This is a genomic window from Acinetobacter sp. SH024 (assembly GCF_000163635.1).
In the GTDB taxonomy this organism is placed as follows: Bacteria; Pseudomonadota; Gammaproteobacteria; order Pseudomonadales; family Moraxellaceae; genus Acinetobacter; species Acinetobacter pittii.
This window is the reverse complement of the sequence record NZ_GG753600.1, coordinates 370531-391886: the sequence shown is the minus strand read 5'-3', so window position 1 is coordinate 391886 and position 21356 is coordinate 370531. Positions and strand designations below refer to the sequence as shown.

General features: G+C 38.3%; 16 protein-coding genes and 1 pseudogene. 10 read left to right on the top strand and 7 right to left on the bottom strand.

The genetic code is table 11. The features are described from left to right. The first annotated feature begins 50 nt into the window (after positions 1-50). The 3 genes from zapE to HMPREF0013_RS07740 all read left to right on the top strand — a co-directional run bounded on the left by zapE (position 51) and on the right by HMPREF0013_RS07740 (position 4288). Entirely contained in the window at positions 51-1193 is a 1143-nt protein-coding gene (zapE, locus tag HMPREF0013_RS07750; protein WP_005802314.1) for a cell division protein ZapE, read from the top strand. Between the two features lie 368 nt (positions 1194-1561). Continuing rightward, the gene (locus HMPREF0013_RS07745) at positions 1562-3727 is read left to right on the top strand and encodes a malate synthase G (protein ID WP_002117981.1); all 2166 of its coding nucleotides are present in this window, start codon (positions 1562-1564) and stop codon (positions 3725-3727) included. A 99-nt stretch (positions 3728-3826) separates the two neighbouring features. Further along, on the top strand, positions 3827-4288 hold the full coding sequence (locus HMPREF0013_RS07740) for a GNAT family N-acetyltransferase (RefSeq protein ID WP_005802313.1): 462 nt from the start codon (positions 3827-3829) through the stop codon (positions 4286-4288). A gap of 56 nt (positions 4289-4344) precedes the next feature. Here HMPREF0013_RS07740 and HMPREF0013_RS07735 read toward each other — a convergent pair whose 3' ends face one another. The 6 genes and pseudogenes from HMPREF0013_RS07735 to HMPREF0013_RS24930 form a co-directional block, all read right to left on the bottom strand. Continuing rightward, positions 4345-4758, bottom strand: coding sequence for an ExbD/TolR family protein (locus HMPREF0013_RS07735; RefSeq protein ID WP_002117898.1), 414 nt, complete (start codon positions 4756-4758; stop codon positions 4345-4347). A gap of 19 nt (positions 4759-4777) precedes the next feature. After that, on the bottom strand, positions 4778-5200 hold the full coding sequence (locus tag HMPREF0013_RS07730) for an ExbD/TolR family protein (RefSeq protein WP_002118000.1): 423 nt from the start codon (positions 5198-5200) through the stop codon (positions 4778-4780). A gap of 15 nt (positions 5201-5215) precedes the next feature. Beyond that, positions 5216-6094: a MotA/TolQ/ExbB proton channel family protein gene (locus HMPREF0013_RS07725; RefSeq protein WP_002117897.1), complete on the bottom strand. Its 879-nt coding sequence runs from the start codon at positions 6092-6094 to the stop codon at positions 5216-5218. 43 nt (positions 6095-6137) lie between these two features. Next, on the bottom strand, positions 6138-6848 hold the full coding sequence (locus tag HMPREF0013_RS07720; RefSeq protein WP_002117943.1) for an energy transducer TonB: 711 nt from the start codon (positions 6846-6848) through the stop codon (positions 6138-6140). Positions 6849-6991: 143 nt separating this feature from the next. Further along, positions 6992-9664 (bottom strand): TonB-dependent receptor, encoded by a 2673-nt coding sequence (locus tag HMPREF0013_RS07715; protein WP_002117976.1) that lies wholly within the window; start codon positions 9662-9664, stop codon positions 6992-6994. A 520-nt stretch (positions 9665-10184) separates the two neighbouring features. Then, positions 10185-10306, bottom strand: a pseudogene (locus tag HMPREF0013_RS24930) (hypothetical protein). 131 nt (positions 10307-10437) lie between these two features. On the opposite strand from HMPREF0013_RS24930, the gene HMPREF0013_RS07710 reads away from it, so the two are divergent. The 7 genes from HMPREF0013_RS07710 to HMPREF0013_RS07680 all read left to right on the top strand — a co-directional run bounded on the left by HMPREF0013_RS07710 (position 10438) and on the right by HMPREF0013_RS07680 (position 20715). Then, on the top strand, positions 10438-12228 hold the full coding sequence (locus tag HMPREF0013_RS07710; RefSeq protein WP_005802311.1) for an ABC transporter substrate-binding protein: 1791 nt from the start codon (positions 10438-10440) through the stop codon (positions 12226-12228). Between the two features lie 15 nt (positions 12229-12243). Beyond that, positions 12244-14067 (top strand): ABC transporter substrate-binding protein, encoded by a 1824-nt coding sequence (locus tag HMPREF0013_RS07705; protein ID WP_016803302.1) that lies wholly within the window; start codon positions 12244-12246, stop codon positions 14065-14067. Then, a complete protein-coding gene (locus HMPREF0013_RS07700; protein WP_005802309.1) occupies positions 14068-16101 on the top strand; it encodes a M3 family metallopeptidase in 2034 nt (677 codons plus the stop codon). It abuts the gene before it with no gap. Positions 16102-16113: 12 nt separating this feature from the next. Continuing rightward, on the top strand, positions 16114-17052 hold the full coding sequence (locus tag HMPREF0013_RS07695) for an ABC transporter permease (protein ID WP_000881922.1): 939 nt from the start codon (positions 16114-16116) through the stop codon (positions 17050-17052). Positions 17053-17059: 7 nt separating this feature from the next. Beyond that, positions 17060-18202, top strand: coding sequence for an ABC transporter permease (locus HMPREF0013_RS07690; RefSeq protein WP_002117973.1), 1143 nt, complete (start codon positions 17060-17062; stop codon positions 18200-18202). Between the two features lie 12 nt (positions 18203-18214). Then, the gene (locus tag HMPREF0013_RS07685) at positions 18215-19948 is read left to right on the top strand and encodes an ABC transporter ATP-binding protein (protein WP_002117924.1); all 1734 of its coding nucleotides are present in this window, start codon (positions 18215-18217) and stop codon (positions 19946-19948) included. 107 nt (positions 19949-20055) lie between these two features. After that, positions 20056-20715 (top strand): SOS response-associated peptidase family protein, encoded by a 660-nt coding sequence (locus HMPREF0013_RS07680; RefSeq protein ID WP_031944137.1) that lies wholly within the window; start codon positions 20056-20058, stop codon positions 20713-20715. Positions 20716-20774: 59 nt separating this feature from the next. On the opposite strand, the gene HMPREF0013_RS07675 is transcribed toward HMPREF0013_RS07680, so the two are convergent. Beyond that, positions 20775-21143, bottom strand: coding sequence for a hypothetical protein (locus HMPREF0013_RS07675; protein ID WP_002117993.1), 369 nt, complete (start codon positions 21141-21143; stop codon positions 20775-20777). Between the last annotated feature and the right edge of the window lie 213 nt (positions 21144-21356).

Below are 21356 nucleotides of genomic sequence, written 5' to 3'. Positions count from 1 at the left end.
GAACAAAATGTTCGCTATACTCTCATCAGTTAAAATTGAAATAAAACGATATGTTAAATTTAAAATCTTCTTATAGTACTGCATTCACACCTTCTTCCCCAGCAGAACGCTATGCTGAGGCTTTAGCTTCAGGTCAATTTATGGCAGATGAAGCGCAAGCACAGGCAGTGCAAGAATTAGATCGCGTATGGAAAGAACTTTTAAACCGTTATAAAGCCTCAAAAAAAGCTTTCCGTCGTTTTCGTCGCCAAACTTCACCTAAAGGTGTATATATGTGGGGCGGAGTAGGCCGTGGAAAAACTTGGCTGATGGATCAATTTTATGAATCTGTGCCATTTCGCCGTAAAACGCGTATGCATTTTCATCATTTCATGCAACATGTTCATAAAGAACTAAATAAGCTTTCAGGCCAACGTAATCCACTTGAAATCGTAGCTGACCAAATCTATAAAGATGCTGTCGTTATCTGTTTTGATGAGTTCTTTGTATCAAACGTAACAGATGCAATGATTTTGAGTGATTTATTCCAAAAATTGTTTGTTCGTGGTGTGACATTAATCGCAACATCAAACATTGCACCAGATGGCTTATATAAAAACGGTATTCACCGTGATCGTTTCTTGCCAACCATTGAAATGGTTAAAAAGAACTGTGCTGTTTTAAATGTAGATGCAGGTGTGGACTATCGTTTGCGTGTACTAAAACAAGCTCAATTATTTAAATCGCCATTAACGAATGAAGCGCAAAGCTGGATGGCTGAACGTTTTAGTGCTTTAACCCATACACAAGCTCATTCTCAAGAGCCGATTGTGATTAATAATCGTGTTGTCGAGACTTTGGGACATACAGAAGATGTGTTGTGGTGTGAGTTTTCTGAACTCTGCTTTAAACCACGTAGCCCAGCAGATTTTATTGAAATTGCAAATATTTATAATACGGTTCTAGTGAGTAATGTTCCTCATTTGACAGATTTCTTATCTGAAGGTACTCGTCGCTTTATTTATCTAGTCGATGAGTTTTACGATCGAGGTGTGAAATTACTTTTAACGTCTCAAGATAGTATTATTGATATTTATCAAGGTGAAAAGTTAGCATTTGAGATTGAACGTACGCGTTCACGTTTGCTAGAAATGCAGTCTGATGAATATTTACATTCTGAACACCGACATATTGATGCTACAAAAACCTCTTAAGTAAAATAGATATGAAAAGCGCTCTAGATTGAGCGCTTTTTTATAACAAAAAATAGATAAATTTAATTAAATAGTGCTTTTTCACGCAGCAAAGTTTGATATAACTAAATACGCTTTAGAAAAACAAGATAGTGAAACTTTTTGTCTGTTAACAAAAAGTCTAGTTTCAGTATCTTTAAATATTGAATAAATTGATGGGAATCCTAGTTAGAATTTTAATATTTTCTATATAGAAAAATTTATCTTTGTCAATAGTTTTGCAAGGGAAAATGCTTACTATTTAGGAATGTGATATTAGTATTCAGCTTAATTTAAATCGGTATACTAGGATTCTCTTGGTATAAAAAGTAGCAACTTCAGGAAAGACAATGACTGCACGTATTCAAAAAGGCAAGTTAGCGATTGCTAAAGAACTTTACGATTTTATCGAAAATGAAGCTTTACCAGGTTCTGGTTTAGATAGTGAAACTTACTGGAAGAACTTTGAGCAAGTTGTTGTCGATCTTAGCCCAAAAAATAAAGCATTATTGGCTAAGCGTGATGAATTACAAGCAAAAATTGATGAATGGCACCGTAACAATAAATTTGAATTAGGTGCTTATAAAGCGTTCTTAACTGAAATTGGTTATTTATTACCAGAAGTTGAAGATTTTCAAATCACTACTGAAAATGTAGATGAAGAAATTGCGTTGTTGGCAGGACCACAGTTAGTTGTACCTGTACGTAATGCACGTTATTGCTTAAATGCAGCAAATGCCCGTTGGGGTTCTTTATATGATGCACTTTACGGCTTCGATGTAATTTCTGAAGAAGGCGGAGCTGAAAAGGGTAAAGGATATAATCCTGTTCGTGGTGCAAAAGTTATTGAGTTCGCTAAGAATTTCTTAAATGAAGTTTTCCCGCTTGCTCAAGGTTCACATGCAGATGCAACAAAATATGCAATTGAGCAAAATAAACTCGTTGTAACTTTGAAAGATGGTTCAAAAACAGGTTTAGCTCATGAAGCTCAGTTTGTTGGTTTCAATGGTGAAGAAGCAAATCCTTCAGAAGTTGTACTTTTAAGTAATGGTCTTCATGTCATTATCGAAATTGATGCAAATAGCCCAATTGGACAAACTGATCCAGCGGGTGTTAAAGATTTAACATTTGAAGCGGCAGTAACCACAATTCAAGATTTGGAAGACTCGGTTGCGGCTGTCGATGCAGAAGAAAAAGTTGAAGGTTACCGTAATTGGTTAGGTTTAATGAAGGGTACACTTCAAGAATCTATTGAAAAGAATGGTAAAACGATTGTTCGTGATCTAAATAAAGATCGCGAGATTAAAAACTTAATTGGTGGTACAACAAAACTTCATGGTCGTTCACTTATGTTACTTCGTAACGTAGGTCACTTAATGACTAACCCAGCTATTTTGGTAGATGGTGAAGAAATTTTCGAAGGTATTATGGATGCATTGGTAACTCCATTGTTATCAATTGCTGATATCCGTAGTACAAACGAAAATAAAAACTCTCGTAAAGGTTCTATGTATATTGTTAAGCCAAAAATGCATGGTCCTGAAGAAGTTGCGTTTGCTGTAGAGTTATTTGAACGTGCTGAACAGGCGATTGGATTACCTCCTAAATCGTTAAAAATCGGTATTATGGATGAAGAGCGCCGTACATCTGTAAACTTGAAAAACTGTATTGCTGCTGCTAAAGACCGTACGATCTTTATTAATACTGGCTTTATGGACCGTACGGGTGATGAAATCCATACTTCTATGGAAGCTGCACCTGTTGTTCGTAAAGAAGCGGTTAAAACACAAAAATGGATTGCTGCTTACGAAAACCGTAACGTTGCGATTGGCTTGAAATGTGGTTTACAAGGTAAAGCACAGATTGGTAAAGGCATGTGGCCAAAACCAGATAGCATGAAAGATATGTTAGCAACTAAAGCTGCACATCCAAATGCGGGTGCTTCTTGTGCTTGGGTTCCATCTCCAACTGGTGCTGTACTTCACGCAATGCATTACCATCAAGTAAATGTAAAAGCACGTCAAGATCAGTTAAAAGCTGAAGAAATGTTGTCATTAGATGACTTGTTAACCCCTCCATTTGCACCTGATACAAACTGGTCAGCGGAAGAGATTAACAATGAACTTGAAAATAACTGCCAAGGTATCTTAGGTTATGTTGTTCGTTGGGTTGACTTAGGTGTAGGTTGTTCGAAAGTTCCTGATATTAACAATGTGGGCTTAATGGAAGACCGTGCAACCTTACGTATTTCTTCTCAACACGTTGCGAACTGGTTACGTCACGGTATTGTAACTCGTGAACAAGTTGAAGAAGTGCTTAAACGCATGGCAAAAATTGTTGATGAGCAAAACGCGAATGACCCATTGTATAAACCAATGGCAGCTAACTTTGAAACAAATATTGCTTTCCAAGCAGCTTCTGATCTTATCTTCAAAGGTTGTGAACAGCCTTCTGGTTACACTGAGCCGTTACTTCATGCTGCTCGTTTGAAGTTAAAAGGTTATACAGGTGACTAATTTTAACCTATTATAAAAAAAGCCTCTTCGGAGGCTTTTTATTTTTCGGTATATTTTGTGCATTATAAAATGCAGACTTATAGTTAAAAGGTTTTGAGATTGATTAACTTAAAAAATCTTAATCGTGAGAATTGGATTCAATGTGCAAAGTTGTCGTTGGATGAATCTCAAAAGGACTATGTTGCACCAAATGTATATTCTATTGCTGAATCTAAAGTGGAAGAACATTACTGTCCACGAGTGATTTGTTCAAATGATAGAGTCATTGGATTCTTAATGTACTGTGTCGAAGTTGACCCACCTGATGAGACATTATTTTGGTTGTTTCGTTTTATGATTGGCAAAGATCATCAAGCCAAAGGTTATGGTACTAAGGCATTGCAAATAGCAATTGATGAAATGGCTGCAAAAGGAGCTAAACGAATTAGAACGATGTATAAATCGTCCAACTATGTGGCTGGAAAACTTTATAAAAAAATGGGTTTCCGAGAAACTGGAGAATATGATGAGTGTGGAGATATTATTTTAGAGTTGAATATTTCGCTTCAAAAAAAACGCTAACTGAAGATTCAAGTTAGCGCAGGAGTTAATAGAATTAAATAGATTGAAGAGCAATATTAGTTACTGCTCACAATTCCAATTTTAGTGACACCTAAACGTTGTGCAGTAGCCATGACCATCGCTACATTCTTATATTCAGCCATCTGGTCTGGTTTGAGTTTGATCTGGTCTTGATCTTTTTTAGCAACAACACCTTGAAATAAAGTCTCTAGCGCCTTTCGGTCAGAAACCTCTTGGTTATTCCAAAATACTTTACCTACCGCATCAATTCTTACATCAATCACTTCAGGTGGCTTTTCATTTGTTGGTGGCGGTGTACCATTTGGCAAATTAATATTAATCGCGTTGTTTGGTGCAGGTATGGTAATAATAAACATAATAATGAGTACCAACATGACATCAATAAGAGGTGTCATGTTGACTTCTAACATCACATCGTCATCATTATTTGAACCGACATTCATACCCATAAAATTCTCCTTAAGTTAATTACGGGGAGGCTGGAGGGGTGGTAACAAAAGCAATTTTGCCAATACCAGCTTCTTTGGTCGTACTAATGACCTGATCTATCGCTTCAAAATGGGTAAGCTGATCACCCCGGATATGAACTTCTGGCTGAGGTCGTTTTTGTGCAACTGCTTGAAGTTTTGCCAGCAATATTTCTTTACTAGGCACATAACTTTCGTTCCAGAAAATATCGCCTTTCTTATTTACTGAGAGTTGAATATTTTCAGGAGTGGTTGCATATGGAGTATTTTTTTCTTCTGGTAGTTTCACTGGAACCGTATGTGTGACTACCGGAATAGTAATAAGAAAAATAATAAGTAAAACCAACATGACATCAACCAGAGGTGTCGTGTTAATTGTGCCAATCATTTCGTCATCATCTTCAGAACCAACACTCATACCCATAATGTTTGCTCCTGATTATTTAATACTGCGATTAACTGAATTATTGGTATTAATTTCTCCACTTAATAAAACCGCGTGTAAATCTGAACCAAATGAACGGACATTTTCCATAACTGCTTTATTACGGCGTGTAAGCCAGTTATAACCAAGTACAGCAGGTACTGCGACTGCAAGACCAATCGCTGTCATAATCAGAGCTTCACCAACGGGGCCTGCAACTTTATCGATAGATGCTTGACCTGAGATACCAATGGCTGTTAATGCGTGATAAATTCCCCATACAGTACCAAAAAGACCAACAAATGGTGCAGTAGAACCTACTGTTGCTAAAAAGGCTAAACCACCGCCTAAATGATTTTGTATTTTCTCAATTGCGCGTTGAATTGAAATGCTCACCCATGTATTAAAATCGATTCGTTCAAGTAAAGAACCGCCATGTGATTTAGTTGAATTAATGCCTTTTTCTGCAATAAAGCGATAAGCGCTACTTTGTTCTAAACCTTCTGCAGCATTATCAAGGGAAGTCGCTTCCCAGAAATGTTTTTCAGCTTCTTTGCCTTGGCGTTTGACTTTACCTTGCTGCAATAGTTTAGAGATGATGATGTACCAAGTTCCAATCGACATGAGTACTAATATAAATAAGGTAGACTTAGCAACTAAATCACCTTCGCGCCAAAGGGCTTCTAGGCCATAAGGGTTTTTAACAGTTTCACTCGTTGCGGGTTTCGGTGGTGGAGTTGGAGTATTTGTACTTGATGTAGTTTCAGTAGTTGCTGTGGTCACAGGAGTATTGCTTGTTTCTTCTGCGAAAACTGAGCTTAATGGAAGTAACGAGCAAGCTGCGATTAGACTTGCAGAAGCGAAACGAACTAACGGTTGAGTTGATTTTTTCATCGTATATCTCCAATATTTTTTAATTTCTTGCTAATTCAATTGTTTATTCAATTACAAATGGATATTCAATTTCATACCAATCTTGCTGAGGTACACCATCTTTCATTGCTGGCTTAAAGGTACATAAGCTGTAAGCTTTAGTTGCCGCCTTATCTAAAATTTTGCTGCCACTCGATTTTTTTACTTTGGCATCAATAACTTTGCCGGATGTATCAACCAAAACACGTATTCGCACTGTCCCTTGTTCTTCATTCATAAGTGCTTCGCGTGGATATTCTGGTTTTTCACAGCCAGCAGAACCCTCTGAAACACCACGACTTACACCAGCTGGTTTTGGTGCCGGCGCAGCAGCCACTGGGGTAGGTGCAGCAACAGGGCTTGGTGATGGGGTACTAGGTGCAGCAGGAGCTGGGGTAGCCACTTTAGTTGGTTGAGCCACCGGGGGCGTTTTTTGTACAGGTGTAACTTTTTCGACCTGTTTCACTGGCTCAGGAACCTTGGCAACTTTTTCTACCATTTTTGGTGGTTCAGGTGGTTTTTCCTTTGGTTTCGGCTCTTCCGGCTTTGGTGGTGGAGGCGGCTTAATATCCTGAATAATTTGTAATTCCACAGGTTTTTCTGCTGGTTTTTGAATATTGTTTGCTAAACCTGACATCAGAATATAGGCAACAAGAAGATGCAGAAAAATGACTGCAGCAATACCAATTAGGCGTTTGGCAGATTTATTTTCTATGTCTGTAAAAGTCATGCCCATAGTTACTCCTGAAACTGTAGACAAACAATTTATATTGAAATGCTTGGATAAAGACTTATGCATTTTTTGTTTGGCTAAGTGAGAATTTCATTTTGCAAACATGGTCCATTGATGTTATGGAGCCATATTTGCAAAACACCCGTTTAGAACTTGTAAGTACCACGTAGGAAGTACGTACGGCCTGTAGGGTCGCTGTAACGAGGGTCATAACCCATTTGGAAGTTGTCCTCAACATTGGTTGCAGCAGGTTCTTCATCAAAGATATTCTTGATACCGGCTGTTAACTCTAAGTTCTTAAAGCCTTTGTATGTGCCTGAAACGTTGTAGAGTGTGTAGTCGCTGACTTTATGGTTTTGGTCTGATGCATTCTGATCGTCATAACCGCGAGTGAACTGTTGTTGGAAGTTGAGTGCCCAGTCTTCGTAATTCCAATTAAGGTTGGCAACATGTTTCCATCGAATAATTGGACCAGTACCTTCGTAGCTGCCTACATTGTGAATCCATTCACCATCTTTTTCATTTTGGTAGTCATATTTGATGACATAAGTACCATCAATACCAAAGCTATAACGGCCTGTTGCAGTCATTGGTGTAGCATAGTTTAAGCTCACATCAATGCCGGAGGTTTTTAAATCTCCCATATTTTGTTGAGTAGTGATGATATATGCGAGTGAACCATCAGAATTACGTACAAATTTATCTGCATATTTGGTTGGATTATTAAAAATATCACTTTCTGGAAGAGATGAAATTTGTTTTTCAACTTCGATATTGTAATAGTCTAATGTTAAGACTAGGTTTTTGATTGGTTCTAACACAAAACCAGCTGTAAACGATTTTGATTCCTCTGCATCTAAGTCTTTGTTACCACCATTTTTACGGTCAAATTGCATATTACAGTCGCGGCTTTTATCACCACCAGCGGCTTCGTTTACTTTCCCACCTGGGCAAAGAATTGGATCATCATAGTTGGCAGATGTATTAGTTATCGAGTTTGGTGCATTCATTTCCCAAAGAGTAGGGGCGCGGAAACCTGTACTATAAGAGGTACGGAACATCAATTGTTTGATTGGTTCCCAACGGAGTGCAAATTTAGGGTTAAAAGTATCACCAAAGTCGCTGTAATCATCATAACGTGCAGCAAGTTGAGCTTCTAATGTTTTGTGGAGTGGAATGTGCAGCTCGGTAAAAGCTGCTTTGATTTCACGTTTACCTTTGTTAATAGGTTCATCTGGATCTACACCAGTACTCGGTGCGAGACTTGCGATTTCTGAATTTACTTTTGATGTCCAGTCATCTCGACGGTAACTAGCCCCGACTGCGAAACCAACATCGCCTGCTGGTAAAGTAAAAATTGGACGGCTTGCTGTGAAATCAACTGTGGTTGAATCAACATCAGCATCCATATATTTGCCAGTTACACCTAAAGTATCCCATAAACCAGCATCTTCAGGTTGTTGTGCACCAAAAGGGTTAAGTTTTCCTGCAAGTAGTGCTTCAGAAGTCTTGCCGTAGTTTAAGTAGCCGCTGTCTAATGCATCTGAGGCTTTACTTTTTGCATAGGTAATACCTGTGTTGATGTCCCAACCATAAGCGTCACCTTCTATACCGCCAAAGATACGATGGGATTCATTGACACTCGTACTTACACGATTGCCAGCTTGAGAGCGTAGAGATAGGGTGACGTCTTGTCCATTGACACCTGCTAATGCAGGGGTAATGCCGTTACCTGGATAGTATTTACTATTTCCTTCAAGTGGTAAATCGAAGAATACATCTGGAGCCACAGAGGTCGTAATTTCATTACGTGCATATACATATTCAGCTATAGCATTAAAATTATCATTGAGTTTAAAGGTTGCACGTCCCATTGCTGAGATGTCTTCTGTTTTTGGAACAATTCCAATCACAGCTTGGCTATTGAAGCGACAGGTATTTCCATCAACGTAAATAAGAGGATTATCTCCACAACCTGTTGCGGCATAAGGATTCCCTAAGTTTTTTGAAATATTTGCAGGAAATGCACCGCTACTACCTCTTGTAACACCTAGTTCAGGAAGTAAGCCACCGCGCTTACTAACCTTACGATCTTGGGCCATGATGTCATTACCATGACGATAATCTACAACACCAAAAACGTTGAAACCATTTTCATCTATATCACCAAAACCGCCAAAAACGCTAATATCTTGAGTATCTCCACCAGTTTGTTCTGGTTGGGTCAACCCGGCACTAATATTTAAACCAGTGAATTGTTTTTTTGTAATGAAATTAATAACGCCACCAATAGCATCTGTCCCGTAAATGGCAGAGGCTCCATCACGTAAGACTTCAATGCGCTCTAACATAGCAAGTGGGATGATATTGAGGTTAGTCACACCGCTATCGTAAGCATTGGCTGCTAGACGTCGTCCATTGAGTAAAATCAGGGTTTTGTTGGCGCCAATACCACGTAGGTTTGCTGTTGAGCCAGCTGTACCGCTAGCTCCTACATTTTGTGCCGTAACAAATCCCGCTTGATTTGCGGTTATTTTAGATAATGCTTCCTCTGTTGTTGTTACACCTTGTTTTAACATTTCATCAACTTTCACCACTGTGATTGGCGACGCACTTTGTGCTGCAACCCCTTTGATTGAAGAACCAGTAACGGCAACTTTTACGACTTTTGTTGGTTTTTCATCAGTACTTGATTGTTCAGTTTCTGCTGCCTGTGCCAGGGTAAGACACATCATACTTAAACTAAGGGTGCTTAATTTAAGAATTGTTTTGCTGATCTTGGGGGTTGCCTGAGATCGAACATTGTATTTTTTTTTCATCGTGGATTTGATCCCTTTTTGTTGTCGTTAGCGATATTGCTGGAAAGTTTTTAAGCAAAGCAAGTGCCAACTATATATTTTTCTTTTTTTAGTTTATGCAAAATATTGATATATATTGATTTTATTATGATTCAGTACGAAGATTCATCTGTTATTAAACAAAAAAAATTTTTCCGTTTGGAAAATTTTTGATCGCTGGCCGAAAGTTTCAAATTTTTTTGTATAAAAAATATACATTGCTGGACTCTTCACATGCTTAATAAATAAAAATGTATCGTTTTAGAACCTTTTTATATGTAATGTTATAATATTTATTGCTATGTCTTTGAGTTGTATTTTTATTATAAATCAATATATTGAATGGTAGTTATGTGTGGGGGGAGCTTGATCTAATGTGGAACATAATTAATTTTTAATGTATTTTATTTGTGCATTTAAGGTATTAGATGATTAACATATGCAAATATAATATTTGGCAAAAAGTTACTTTTATTTATATAGTTCAAACCATTTTAAGTACCTAATAAAAATATGAATTTCTAATATTATTAATTATTTTGTGATGAATATTAATAAATGGCATGAAATTCGCTTTATTTTCAGTAGTTACAAAAGATTGGGTTTTTGACTTTGTTTTTCCATTTGTTCAAATAAAAATGCTCATAGAAAAGTAAAGAATTAAACCTAAATAGGCTTATCTGTTGAAAAAGAACTTTTCTTATGCAGATTTAGATGTTACTCAAAAGGATAATATCTTTTAAAAAACTAATTACGTGGGTATGAACTTGAAATTAAAATTTTTTAAGCTCGCCATTTTAAGTCTGGCTATTACATCTGTTCCTTGTGCTTACGCAATTACGCCAGCGCAACCAAACAAAATTTTGCATGTTGCCTATGAAGCCCCGGATGATGGCTTCGATATGGTTAAAACTACCAATTTCTATAGTGCTAATATTGCTGAGGCAATTTTTGAGCCTTTACTTAAATATGACTATCTGGCACGCCCATTACAGTTAGCTCCCTATACAGTAGAGAGCCTGCCCAAAGTGGAACAAGACGGTAAAGTGTATACTTTTAAAATTAAGCCAGGTATCTATTTTACTAATGATCCCGCTTTTAAAGGTAAACGCCGTGAGCTAGTAGCCGAAGACTACGTCTATACAATTAAACGTATTCTAGATCCTAAAAATAGAGCACCGTCTGTTTCATTCATTGATGGTAAGTTACTAGGTGCCGATGCGGTTGTAGCCCAAGCAAAGAAAACTGGAAAATTTGATTATGCTGCTCCAATTGCAGGAGTCAAAGCACTTGATCGATATACTTTACAATTTACCTTAACTCGCCAAGACTATAATTTCCCTTATATTCTTGCCTATATTGCATTTGGCGGAGTTGCTAAAGAGGTTGTCGATTATTACGGTGACCGTATTGGTATGCATCCCGTAGGTACAGGCCCTTACATGTTAAGTAAGTATGTACCAAGAAGTAAGGTCGAGTTGATTGCTAATCCTGATTATCGTGGTTTTGTCTGGAACTTTAAGTCGACAGGAACACCTTGGGATAACCAGCTTGTTAAGGAAATGTCTGGAAAGAAAATGCCACAAATTGGAAAGGTGGTAGTCAGTATTATTGAAGAAGAGCAGTCAAGATGGTTAGCTTTCCAGTCGGGTCAACTCGACTTTGACAAACTTACAGCGAGTGCAGTTCCTCAAGCTTTAGATGGAAATCAGCTTAAAGCTTCTTTTAAGAAGAGAGGAATTAAACACTTCCCATATAAGGAACCTGAAATTACCTATACGATGATGAACATGCGTGATCCGGTGATTGGTGGTTTTAGCCCAGAAAAGATCGCTCTTCGTAGAGCAATTACTTTGTCGTACAACCAAAAAGAAAGTATAAAACAGGCTTATAAAGGGCAAGCTGTTCGGGCTGAAATGTTTATATCTGAAGGTGTGAATGGCTATAATCCGAAATATAAAAGTAGCGTAGGATATAACCCGCTGCTAGCAAATAAATTACTTGATTATTATGGTTATAAAAAAGGTGCTGATGGTTATAGAACCCAGCCAAACGGGAAACCTTTGATTTTAAAAATCAATACAGAAAATAGCTCGGCCTCAGTTATCCACTCAGAACTCTGGAAAAAGAATCTGGATGCAATTGGCATTCGAGCTGACTTTAAGGTAAGTAATTTTGCAGATAACTTAAAAGCCGCAACTCAATGTAAATATATGATTTGGAGTGGGGTATGGATTGCTGACTATCCTGAAGGAGATAATTTTGCACAGTTGCTTTATGGACCAAATGCTGGACAGGGAAACCATGCTTGTTATCAGTCTAAAACATATGACGCTCTTTATACTCAGGCCATTCATTTACCACCGCAACAACGTCTACCATATTATGAAAAGCTCAATCGCCAGATTGAAGCTGATAACCCATGGATTGTTCATGTAACTCGAATTCGTAACTGGTTAGTACGGCCACAAGTTCAAGGTTTTAAACCCCATCCTATGATGAATACAAACTGGCAATATCTTGATATTACTCCTATTAAAAAATAATTTTAGATAAAGATCATGATGACTGAAAATTTAAAACAAAAGCTCAAGCACTGTAGTATCAGCTTGCTATTCGCTAGTATGGCCTTAACGGGATCTACAAGTATTTTTGCGAAAAGCCCAGCCGATCCGAATAAAGTTTTACGTTATGTATTTCCAACAGCTGAGACAGGTTTCGACCCGGCTTATATCCATGATTTATATTCTGCGCATGTAACCACATCGATATTTGAAACTCTATATACCTATGATTATTTAGCAAGGCCGGCAAAGCTTATTCCGCAAATAGCAACTGCTATGCCAGAAGTCAGTGCTGATGGTTTGACCTATACCATTCGCATTAAAAAGGGAATTTATTTTACGCCAGACCCTGTTTTTAAAGGCAAACCTAGAGAATTAACAGCCAATGATTATGCGTATTCTTTTAAGCGTTTATTGGACCCGAATCTGCGCTCTCCAAATAGCTGGCTATTAGAAAACAAAATTGAAGGTATGGATGCGTTAGTCAAAGCAGCCAATAAGTCCGGAAAATTTAACTATGATCAAAAGGTAAGTGGTTTACAAACACCTGATAAATACACTTTGGTGATTCGTTTAGTTAAGCCAGACTATAACTTTCCTTTATTACTCGCCCATGACCCGACAGGTGCAGTGGCACGTGAAGTCATCGAAAAGTATAAAGACAAAGCCGGTTATGTAATGGGCCACCCTGTAGGTACAGGTCCTTATGTGTTGAGCAAGTGGGTACCAGCATCGCGCATTGTTTTAAAAGCGAATCCTGATTATCGCGGCTTTACTTGGAACTTTAATGCCAGCAGCCCTGAAGATCAGGCAATTGTGAAGCGACTTAAAGGTAAAAAAATGCCTCAAATCGGCACAATTGATATTCAGGTAATGGAAGAAAACCAATCGCGGTGGCTAGCATTTCAGCGTGGTGAGGTTGATATATTTCAGCTTGAAGGCCAACTGGTCGCAAAAGCGGTTAAAGACGGCAAACTAAGACCTGAACTTGCTAAAGAAGGTGTGCAGTTATCTCGCATTGTTGACCCCGAAATTAGCTATATTTATTGGAATCTTAAAAATCCAGTTGTTGGGGGAATGAGTAAAGAGAAAATTGCTTTACGCCGTGCGATTGCGATGTCTCGTTCGATAGATCAAGAAATTAAACTAGTAAGAAATGATGATGCACAGCGTCTACATTTTCCAATTCCACCAGGTGTAGTGGGTAATGATCCTCAATACAGAACCAGTACCCCATATTCGGTGAAAGCAGCAAATTTACTATTAGATCGATATCACTATAAAAAAGATGCCTCAGGTTGGCGTACGCAACCAGACGGAAAACCACTTGTCATTGAATATATGGCGCGTAGTGACAGTATTGGTCAGCAAAGCGCTGAGCTCTGGAAGAAAAATTTTGATAGTTTGAATATCCGTATGGTCTTTAAACCCATGCTCTTTGCAGATCTTATTCGTGCGCAAAAACAATGCGACGGGATGTTCGGGTCTTCTGCATGGATAGCCGATTATCCAGATGGGGATAATTTTATGCAAAATTTTTATGGACCCAATACACATATGACGAACTGGTCTTGTGGTTCTACACCAGAGTTTGATCAGTTGTATCGCCAAACGCAACAAATGCAAGCAGGTGCTGAGAGAGATGCGCTTTATCGAAAAATGACACGGTTGTTAGAAGTCTATATGCCTGTTCAAATCTCATATGCACGCTACCGGAATATGCTGGCTCAACCAAAAATCATTGGATATAAGAAGCATCCAATTTTACATGCAGAGTGGATGTATTTCGATATTGATACAAATACTAAATCTAATCATTAAATGAAAAAAATTGGAGATACGATGAAAAATAATTTACTGAAAATGACAACCTTATGTGTGTTGACCATGGGTATAAGTCAATTTGCAACGGCAGAGACAACACGTCCTACTTTGCCATTACTTAAAGCACAACAACTTCCAGGATGGTGTGATGCGAATTTAAAAAAGATTCAGAAAGAGATTTCAAATTTTGAAAAAACACCTGTTAAAGATAATGCAGCAGCGGCACCTATATTGGCAAAATGGGATAAAGTTTTTGCGCATTTTGAAGATTTCTCAGGTCCTATAAGTCTATATAGTAACGTAGACCCAGATGCAAAGTTACGTAAGGCCGCAGAAGACTGTGAAATCAAAATTAATCAGTTTCATACTGATATATTTCAAAATTCAAAATTATATAACGTCATTAAGAATACAAAAGCTACTGATCCGATAGACCAAAAATATCGTCAAGATATCTTAGATCAGTTTGAAGACACAGGCGTTCAACTTGAGCCAGTAAAACGTGCACGAATGAAAGCTATTCTGGATGAGTTGACCAAACTCGAACAAGAATATGCCCGTAACGTCCGTGATAATCCAGAGAAACTTGAGTTTACTCCTGAAGAGATGAAAGGCTTACCTCAAAGTTATATTTCAGCATTAAAGAAAAATGCTAAAGGCAACTATTTATTAGGTTTTGAATATCCGGAATATCGTCCTTTTATGGAGTTGGCAGATAATGATGATGCCCGAAAAAGATATCAAATTGCCTTTACGCGACGGGGTACTGAACAAAATTTAAAACTACTTAAACAGGCAATTGATTTGCGTTATGAGCTTGCTCAGTTATTTGGAAAAGCAAGTTATGCAGATTGGGTTTTAAAAGACCGTATGGCTAAAACGCCTGAGGCTGTAAATCAATTTTTAGCAGAAGTCCAAAAAACAGTAGCGCCACTTGAACGTAAAGAAGTAGAAGAACTCCGTGAATTTAAAGCACAAACATTAAAAACACCATTAGAAAAAACCGAGATCACACGTTGGAGTGAAGCTTACTGGAGTGAAAAGCTTCGTAAGAGTAAATATCAGATCGATCAGGAAAAACTTCGTGATTATTTTCCAACCTTAGCTGCTCAAAAATGGTTGTTTGCTGTTTCATCTGATCTTTATGGTATTGATTTTAAACCTGTCAAAGTTAAAGCATGGCAGGATGAAGTTGAATATTACGATGTAGTTGATAAGAAAACAGGAAAACTCCTTGGTGGCTTATATATGGATAAATTCCCTCGTGAAGGGAAGTATGGCCATGCTGCCGTTTGGGGAGTATATGGTGGTAGTACATTAACAAACCGCTTACCAGTTTCAGCCCTAGTCACGAACTTTAATCGTAAAGGGCTAAATAGCGATGAGCTTGAAACTTTTGTCCATGAGTTTGGTCATGCTTTACACGGCATTTTGTCAAATACACGTTATGCGAGTCAGTCTGGAACATCCGTAGAACGTGATTTCGTAGAGGCACCATCTCAAATGTATGAGGAGTGGGCACGCCGTAAAGAAACCTTATCTAAAGTGGCCGATTATTGCGATCCAGCCTGCCCACGTGTTGACGATGAGTTAATTGCCCGTTTAAAAGCTGTACATAACTATGGTCGTGGCTTGCGTTATGCGCGTCAAACTCTTTATGCACAGTATGATATGTCATTGCATACTGCCGATGCCTTAAAAGTAAAACCTTTAGAAAATTGGCAAAAAATGGAAGCTGCTACAGCCTTAGGTTATGTACCAACAACCGAATTTCCGGGGCAGTTTGGGCATTTGATGGGCGGTTATCAAGCAGGTTATTACGGCTATATGTGGTCTGAGGTTCTAGCTTTAGACATGCTTTCTGCTTATGGGGATAACCTTAATAACCCACAAGTAGGGCAACGTTACCGTCAAACCATTTTGTCGCAAGGTAGCCAAAAACCAGCAGCTGAATTAGTTAAAGATTTCCTCGGTCGTGATCCTGACAATAAAGCATTCTTTAACGAAATTACCGGACAACGGATTAAATAAGGAATTATCACTATGCTGGCATATGTTATTCGGCGTTTATGGCAGATGATTCCAACTATGTTGGGGGTAGTCTTACTTATTTTTATTCTTTTTAACTGGGTAGGTGGCGATCCTGCTTATATTTTAGCGGGCAAGATGTCTAATCCTGAGCAGATTGAAAACATTCGTAAGCAGCTAGGTGTAGATCAACCTTATTACGTTCAGCTCTGGATTTTCATTAAACAGATACTGACTTTTGACTATGGTGCAAGTTGGAGTACTGGCGAACCCGTTTCTCAAATTATTTTAACCCGATTAGGACCCTCGCTTACGCTTTTAATCCCACTGACTATTTTACAGACGGTTATTTCAATTATTTTGGCATTAGCTGTTGCTGCGGTACGGGGCTCTCTAACCGACCGTATGGTCATGATGCTATGTACTATTGGCATGTCGATCAGTATCTTAGTTTACATTATCGTTTTTCAATATGTTCTGGCGTATCAGCTAAGTTGGTTTCCTGTGCAAGGCTGGAGCGACACCTTTACTGATAATTTATTTAAGTTTGCCTTACTACCAATTCTAATCATGTTGGTGGTGAGTATTGCACCGACTTTACGGTTATATCGTAGTTTCGTGCTTGATGAAATTAATCAGGACTATGTTCGAACAGCACGTGCTAAAGGTGTAGGTGAAAGCCGAATTTTAGGTGTACATGTACTGCGGAACGCTTCAATTCCGATTATTACCGATGTGATGTCAACTTTACCTGCATTGCTCATAGGCGCATTTTTAATTGAACGTTTTTTTGGTATTCCCGGGATTGGTCGAGAGGTGATTATTGCAGTTGAGCGGAGTGATTTTCCTGTTATTAAAGCAATTACAGTTTACATCGCAGCTGCAACCATGATTTTTAACCTGATTGCCGATTTGGTCTACAAAGTGGTTGATCCACGTGTACAGTTGAAGTAGGTGGGCTATGCTGAGCGTTTTATCAAAAAGAAAACAACAAACAAAAGCCGAAGCTCATTCATCTGGCCTGTGGAAACTTGCCATGCGTCGTCTTCGGGCCGACAAGATCGCAATGTCATCGCTAGTGATTGTATTGCTTTATTTTATTATCTTGGTTCTATCAATGACGGGCGTGATTGCATCTGACTGGAATAAAGAGGTAGCCGTAAGTTATGCACCGCCTACATTTATAGGGGCAGATAAGACAACAGATGCAGGGCAAAAGGCGGCAGCGATTGAAGAAGAGTTACCAGAAAATCCAGTCGATCCTTTAAAAGATGTAATTGATAAGCTTAAGGCTGAAATTAAACAAGAAAAGAGTGCGGGAAGTGCAATTGATTATTATGGTGTAGTTGACCCATTAGCCGATGATATGAAAGCGATCGATCAGCAACTTGGAGGACATTTACTTGATCAACAAGCAGAACTGAAAAGTACCCTTGTGTTTGGAGCTGATAAATGGGGACAGGACGTTTTAAAGAAAACTATTAAAGGTGCTGAAACTTCAATTATTGTTGGGGTGATATCGGCTTTACTTGCAGTAGGAATTGGTACACTTTTAGGCGCAATTTCTGGATATTTCGGTGGTTGGGTTGATGATATTCTCAACTGGTTTTATAACATTTTTACCTCAATTCCATATTTGTTATTAGTTCTCGCGATTGCTGCAGTACTTCAACAAAAAGGTATTTTGTCTATTGTTCTGATTTTAGGTTTAACGGGCTGGACGGGTGTTTATCGATTAATTCGTGCAGAATATATGAAACATACTGCACGTGAATACGTTCTTGCTGCCAAAGCAATTGGTGTTGGTCACTTCCGCCGTATGTTCATTCATATTTTCCCAAATGTCAGCCATATCGCTTTGGTCCAAATGTCAATTTTGGTGGTGTCTTTCATTAAATCTGAGGTCATCTTGAGTTTCTTAGGCTTCGGTGTGCCAGTAGGCGTAGTGTCTTGGGGGAGTATGCTAAATGAAGCACAAAGTGAACTTCTTTTAGGCAAATGGTGGCAGCTTGTAGCAGCCTCTGTCGCAATGGCTGTTTTGGTAACGGCATTTTCAATGTTTACTGATGCACTTCGTGATGCATTAGATCCAAAGCTAAAATAAGAGGAAGGTCAAATGTTAGAACAAGAAAATAAGAATGCGCCGTTACTGCATGTTCAAAATTTACGAGTAAGTTTTAAAGGTGAAGATAAGCAATATATTGAAACCGTAAAAGGAATTACTTTTGATATTCCTGCAAATACTACGGTTGCTTTAGTAGGTGAGTCGGGTAGTGGTAAATCGGTTACTTCTTTGGCAACTATGGGATTGTTGCCTGTAGGTCAGAGTAAAATTGATGAGCAAAGTAAAATTATATTTGAAGGCAAAGATTTACTGAGCTTATCTCGTAAAGATATGCGCAAAATCTGTGGTAAAGACATAGCCATGATTTTTCAGGAGCCGATGTCATCATTAAATCCAGTTTTTACGGTTGGCAATCAAATTGCAGAAGTGTTGTGTTTACATATGGGGTTGAATCGTAAACAGGCCCGACAACGCGTTTTAGAGTTGCTTAAAGAAGTAGGTATTCCTTCACCTGAAACTAAAATTGACGCTTACCCAAATCAACTTTCGGGTGGTCAACAGCAACGTGTCATGATTGCTATGGCGATTGCGTGTGAGCCTAAACTGCTCATTGCCGATGAGCCGACTACGGCACTTGATGTAACGATCCAAAAGCAAATTATTGATTTACTCGAGTCATTGCGTAAACGTCGTCAAATGTCGATGCTTTTTATTACCCACGATTTAGCATTGGTCGGTGAAATTGCAGATAAAGTCATTGTAATGCGTCATGGCGAGATAAGAGAACAAGGTGCTGCTGAACAGGTCCTTGAACAGCCTAAAGATGTATATACGAGAGCTTTGTTATATTGCCGCCCGCAAATGTCACAACGGCCTTATCGTTTGCCTGTAACGAGCGATTTTATGCGTCAAGAAGATGATGTATTGGTCGAGCAAAGTTTTGATGCTTCAGAAATTCCCGAGCGCAAACGTGGCTTAAATGGTGATGAACAAATCATTTTAGAAGTAAAAGACCTGAAAAAAAGCTTTTATAGCCGTAAAGGTCTATTTGGCAAAGAAGAGTTTCAGGCCGTAAAAGGAGTTTCTTTTAAGCTGGCTAAGGGTAAAACTTTGGGTTTAGTCGGAGAGTCTGGATCAGGTAAAACGACTGTTGGGCTATTACTCATGCGTTTACATCAGGCATCTGGTGGGCAGGCTTTCATCGAAGGTAAAGATATTCTTTCATTAACTGAAAAAGAGTTTGCTAAATATCAACGGAAAATCCAGATCATCTTTCAAAATCCGTATGCGTCTCTTAATCCGCGCTTTACCATCGGGCAGATTTTATTAGAGCCTATGCAAATTCATAACGTTGGTAAAGATGATGCTGAGCGCAAGCAAATTGCTCTCGGACTGCTTGAGCGAGTCAATTTACCTGAACAAGCTTACTACCGATATCCGCATGAGTTTTCAGGTGGACAACGTCAACGTATTGCCATTGCACGCTGTTTAACGCTAAAGCCTGAAATCTTAATTTGTGATGAATCTGTTTCTGCGCTCGATGTTTCAGTTCAGGCACAAGTACTTAATTTATTGCAAGACTTACAAGATGAGTTTGGACTAAGTTATATCTTTATTTCACATGATTTATCGGTCGTGAAATATATCTCTGATCAGGTCATGGTCATGAATCATGGCGAGGTTGTAGAAATAGCCAATTCAGATGAACTCTATGCACATCCTCAACATGATTATACTAAACGACTATTACAGGCGATTCCTCAAGGGATTCAACACGTTTCATAAGCGTAAAGTTATGTCGTTAAGGGCACTTTCGAGTGCCTTTTTATTTGGTTTATGTGGTAAATGCTTATAAAATAAAAGAAGTAAATGTAGAGTATTTTATTCTTGTTATGTGCGCCAATTTTAAACCTTTAACGCTTGCCCAATTACAGCAACTTCAGTTGCCTGTGGTCGGCTTTAGCTATGCCGAAGAGGTTTATCCTGCTGGAACAATGCCACTATTATTCAAATCACCTCAAGGGTTTGAATGGCGCGAAGTGATGTTTGGATTGGTTCCTAAATGGGCAGAAGATACAAATATAGCAAAACATACCTACAATGCCCGCCATGAGACTATTTTCCAAAAACCGAGTTTTCAAGAAGCTGCACTTAAATGTAAATTTGGTGTGATTCCAGTGACCGAATTTTATGAAAGTAAGTATATAAATGATAAGCCTGAGCGGTGGGGGGTACGCCGTAAAGATGGGCAGGCTTTTTTTATTGCAGCGATCTACGAAATTTGCAAAATGAATGAAACGATTATTCGTTCTGCAAGTATGTTGACCATGGACGCTATAGACCATCCAATGATGAAAGACTTTCACGAGCCAGGCGATGTTAAACGATCAGTTATTGTGATTCCACATGATCGACTAGATGAATGGTTAAGTTTAGAATCACCAGATATTTCCAGCTTTATCGAAGGTTTTCCAGTTGAAGAGTTTGAATGCTCTCATGTCCCCAAAGAAAAAATTATAAAACCTACACCTCAGTTAAGTATGTTTGACTAATCTACCTAATATTAAGATGAGGTTATTGATCTCAAATTTGAATCAATAACCTATATCACTTATTCAATATCTTTACTTAATGTTTGTACCTCGGGATCTTCAGCTAAATAGCTCAATTCAATCGGTGAAATCACAAAAGTTGTATTATCTGAGGTCTGTTTAAATACAAAACCATATTCAAAAGATTGGCTATTTTTACTTGGTAACCAGAATAGATAAGGACAGCCTGTATAGCTACCATCCCAACCCATTTCTCTAGCGAGAGCCAACGCTGTATCAGATTTCGCTATGATTTCTTTGAGTGATTCTTTATCTCGTGTTGAGACATCACCATCATCATCTGCAAATGTTTGTAGAAACTCATTTAAGGGCTTAAGGTCTTCCCAGTTATGTTCTATTGTCGAGAAATGATATCCATATAGCATCATGTGCACTTTCTTCCATCTTGTTATTGTGTCCTTGAACATACCAAGAAATATATGAAAAGGAAATGGATAAATCTGATTTAAGTTGTTTATTTTTCATAACTTATAGATTGTTTTTTGTACGGAATAAAGACTTTTATAAATATTAAAATTATTTATATTACCTAAATAGCATAAGCGGAAAGCAACGGCCTAATGATTAAGATAAATTACTAT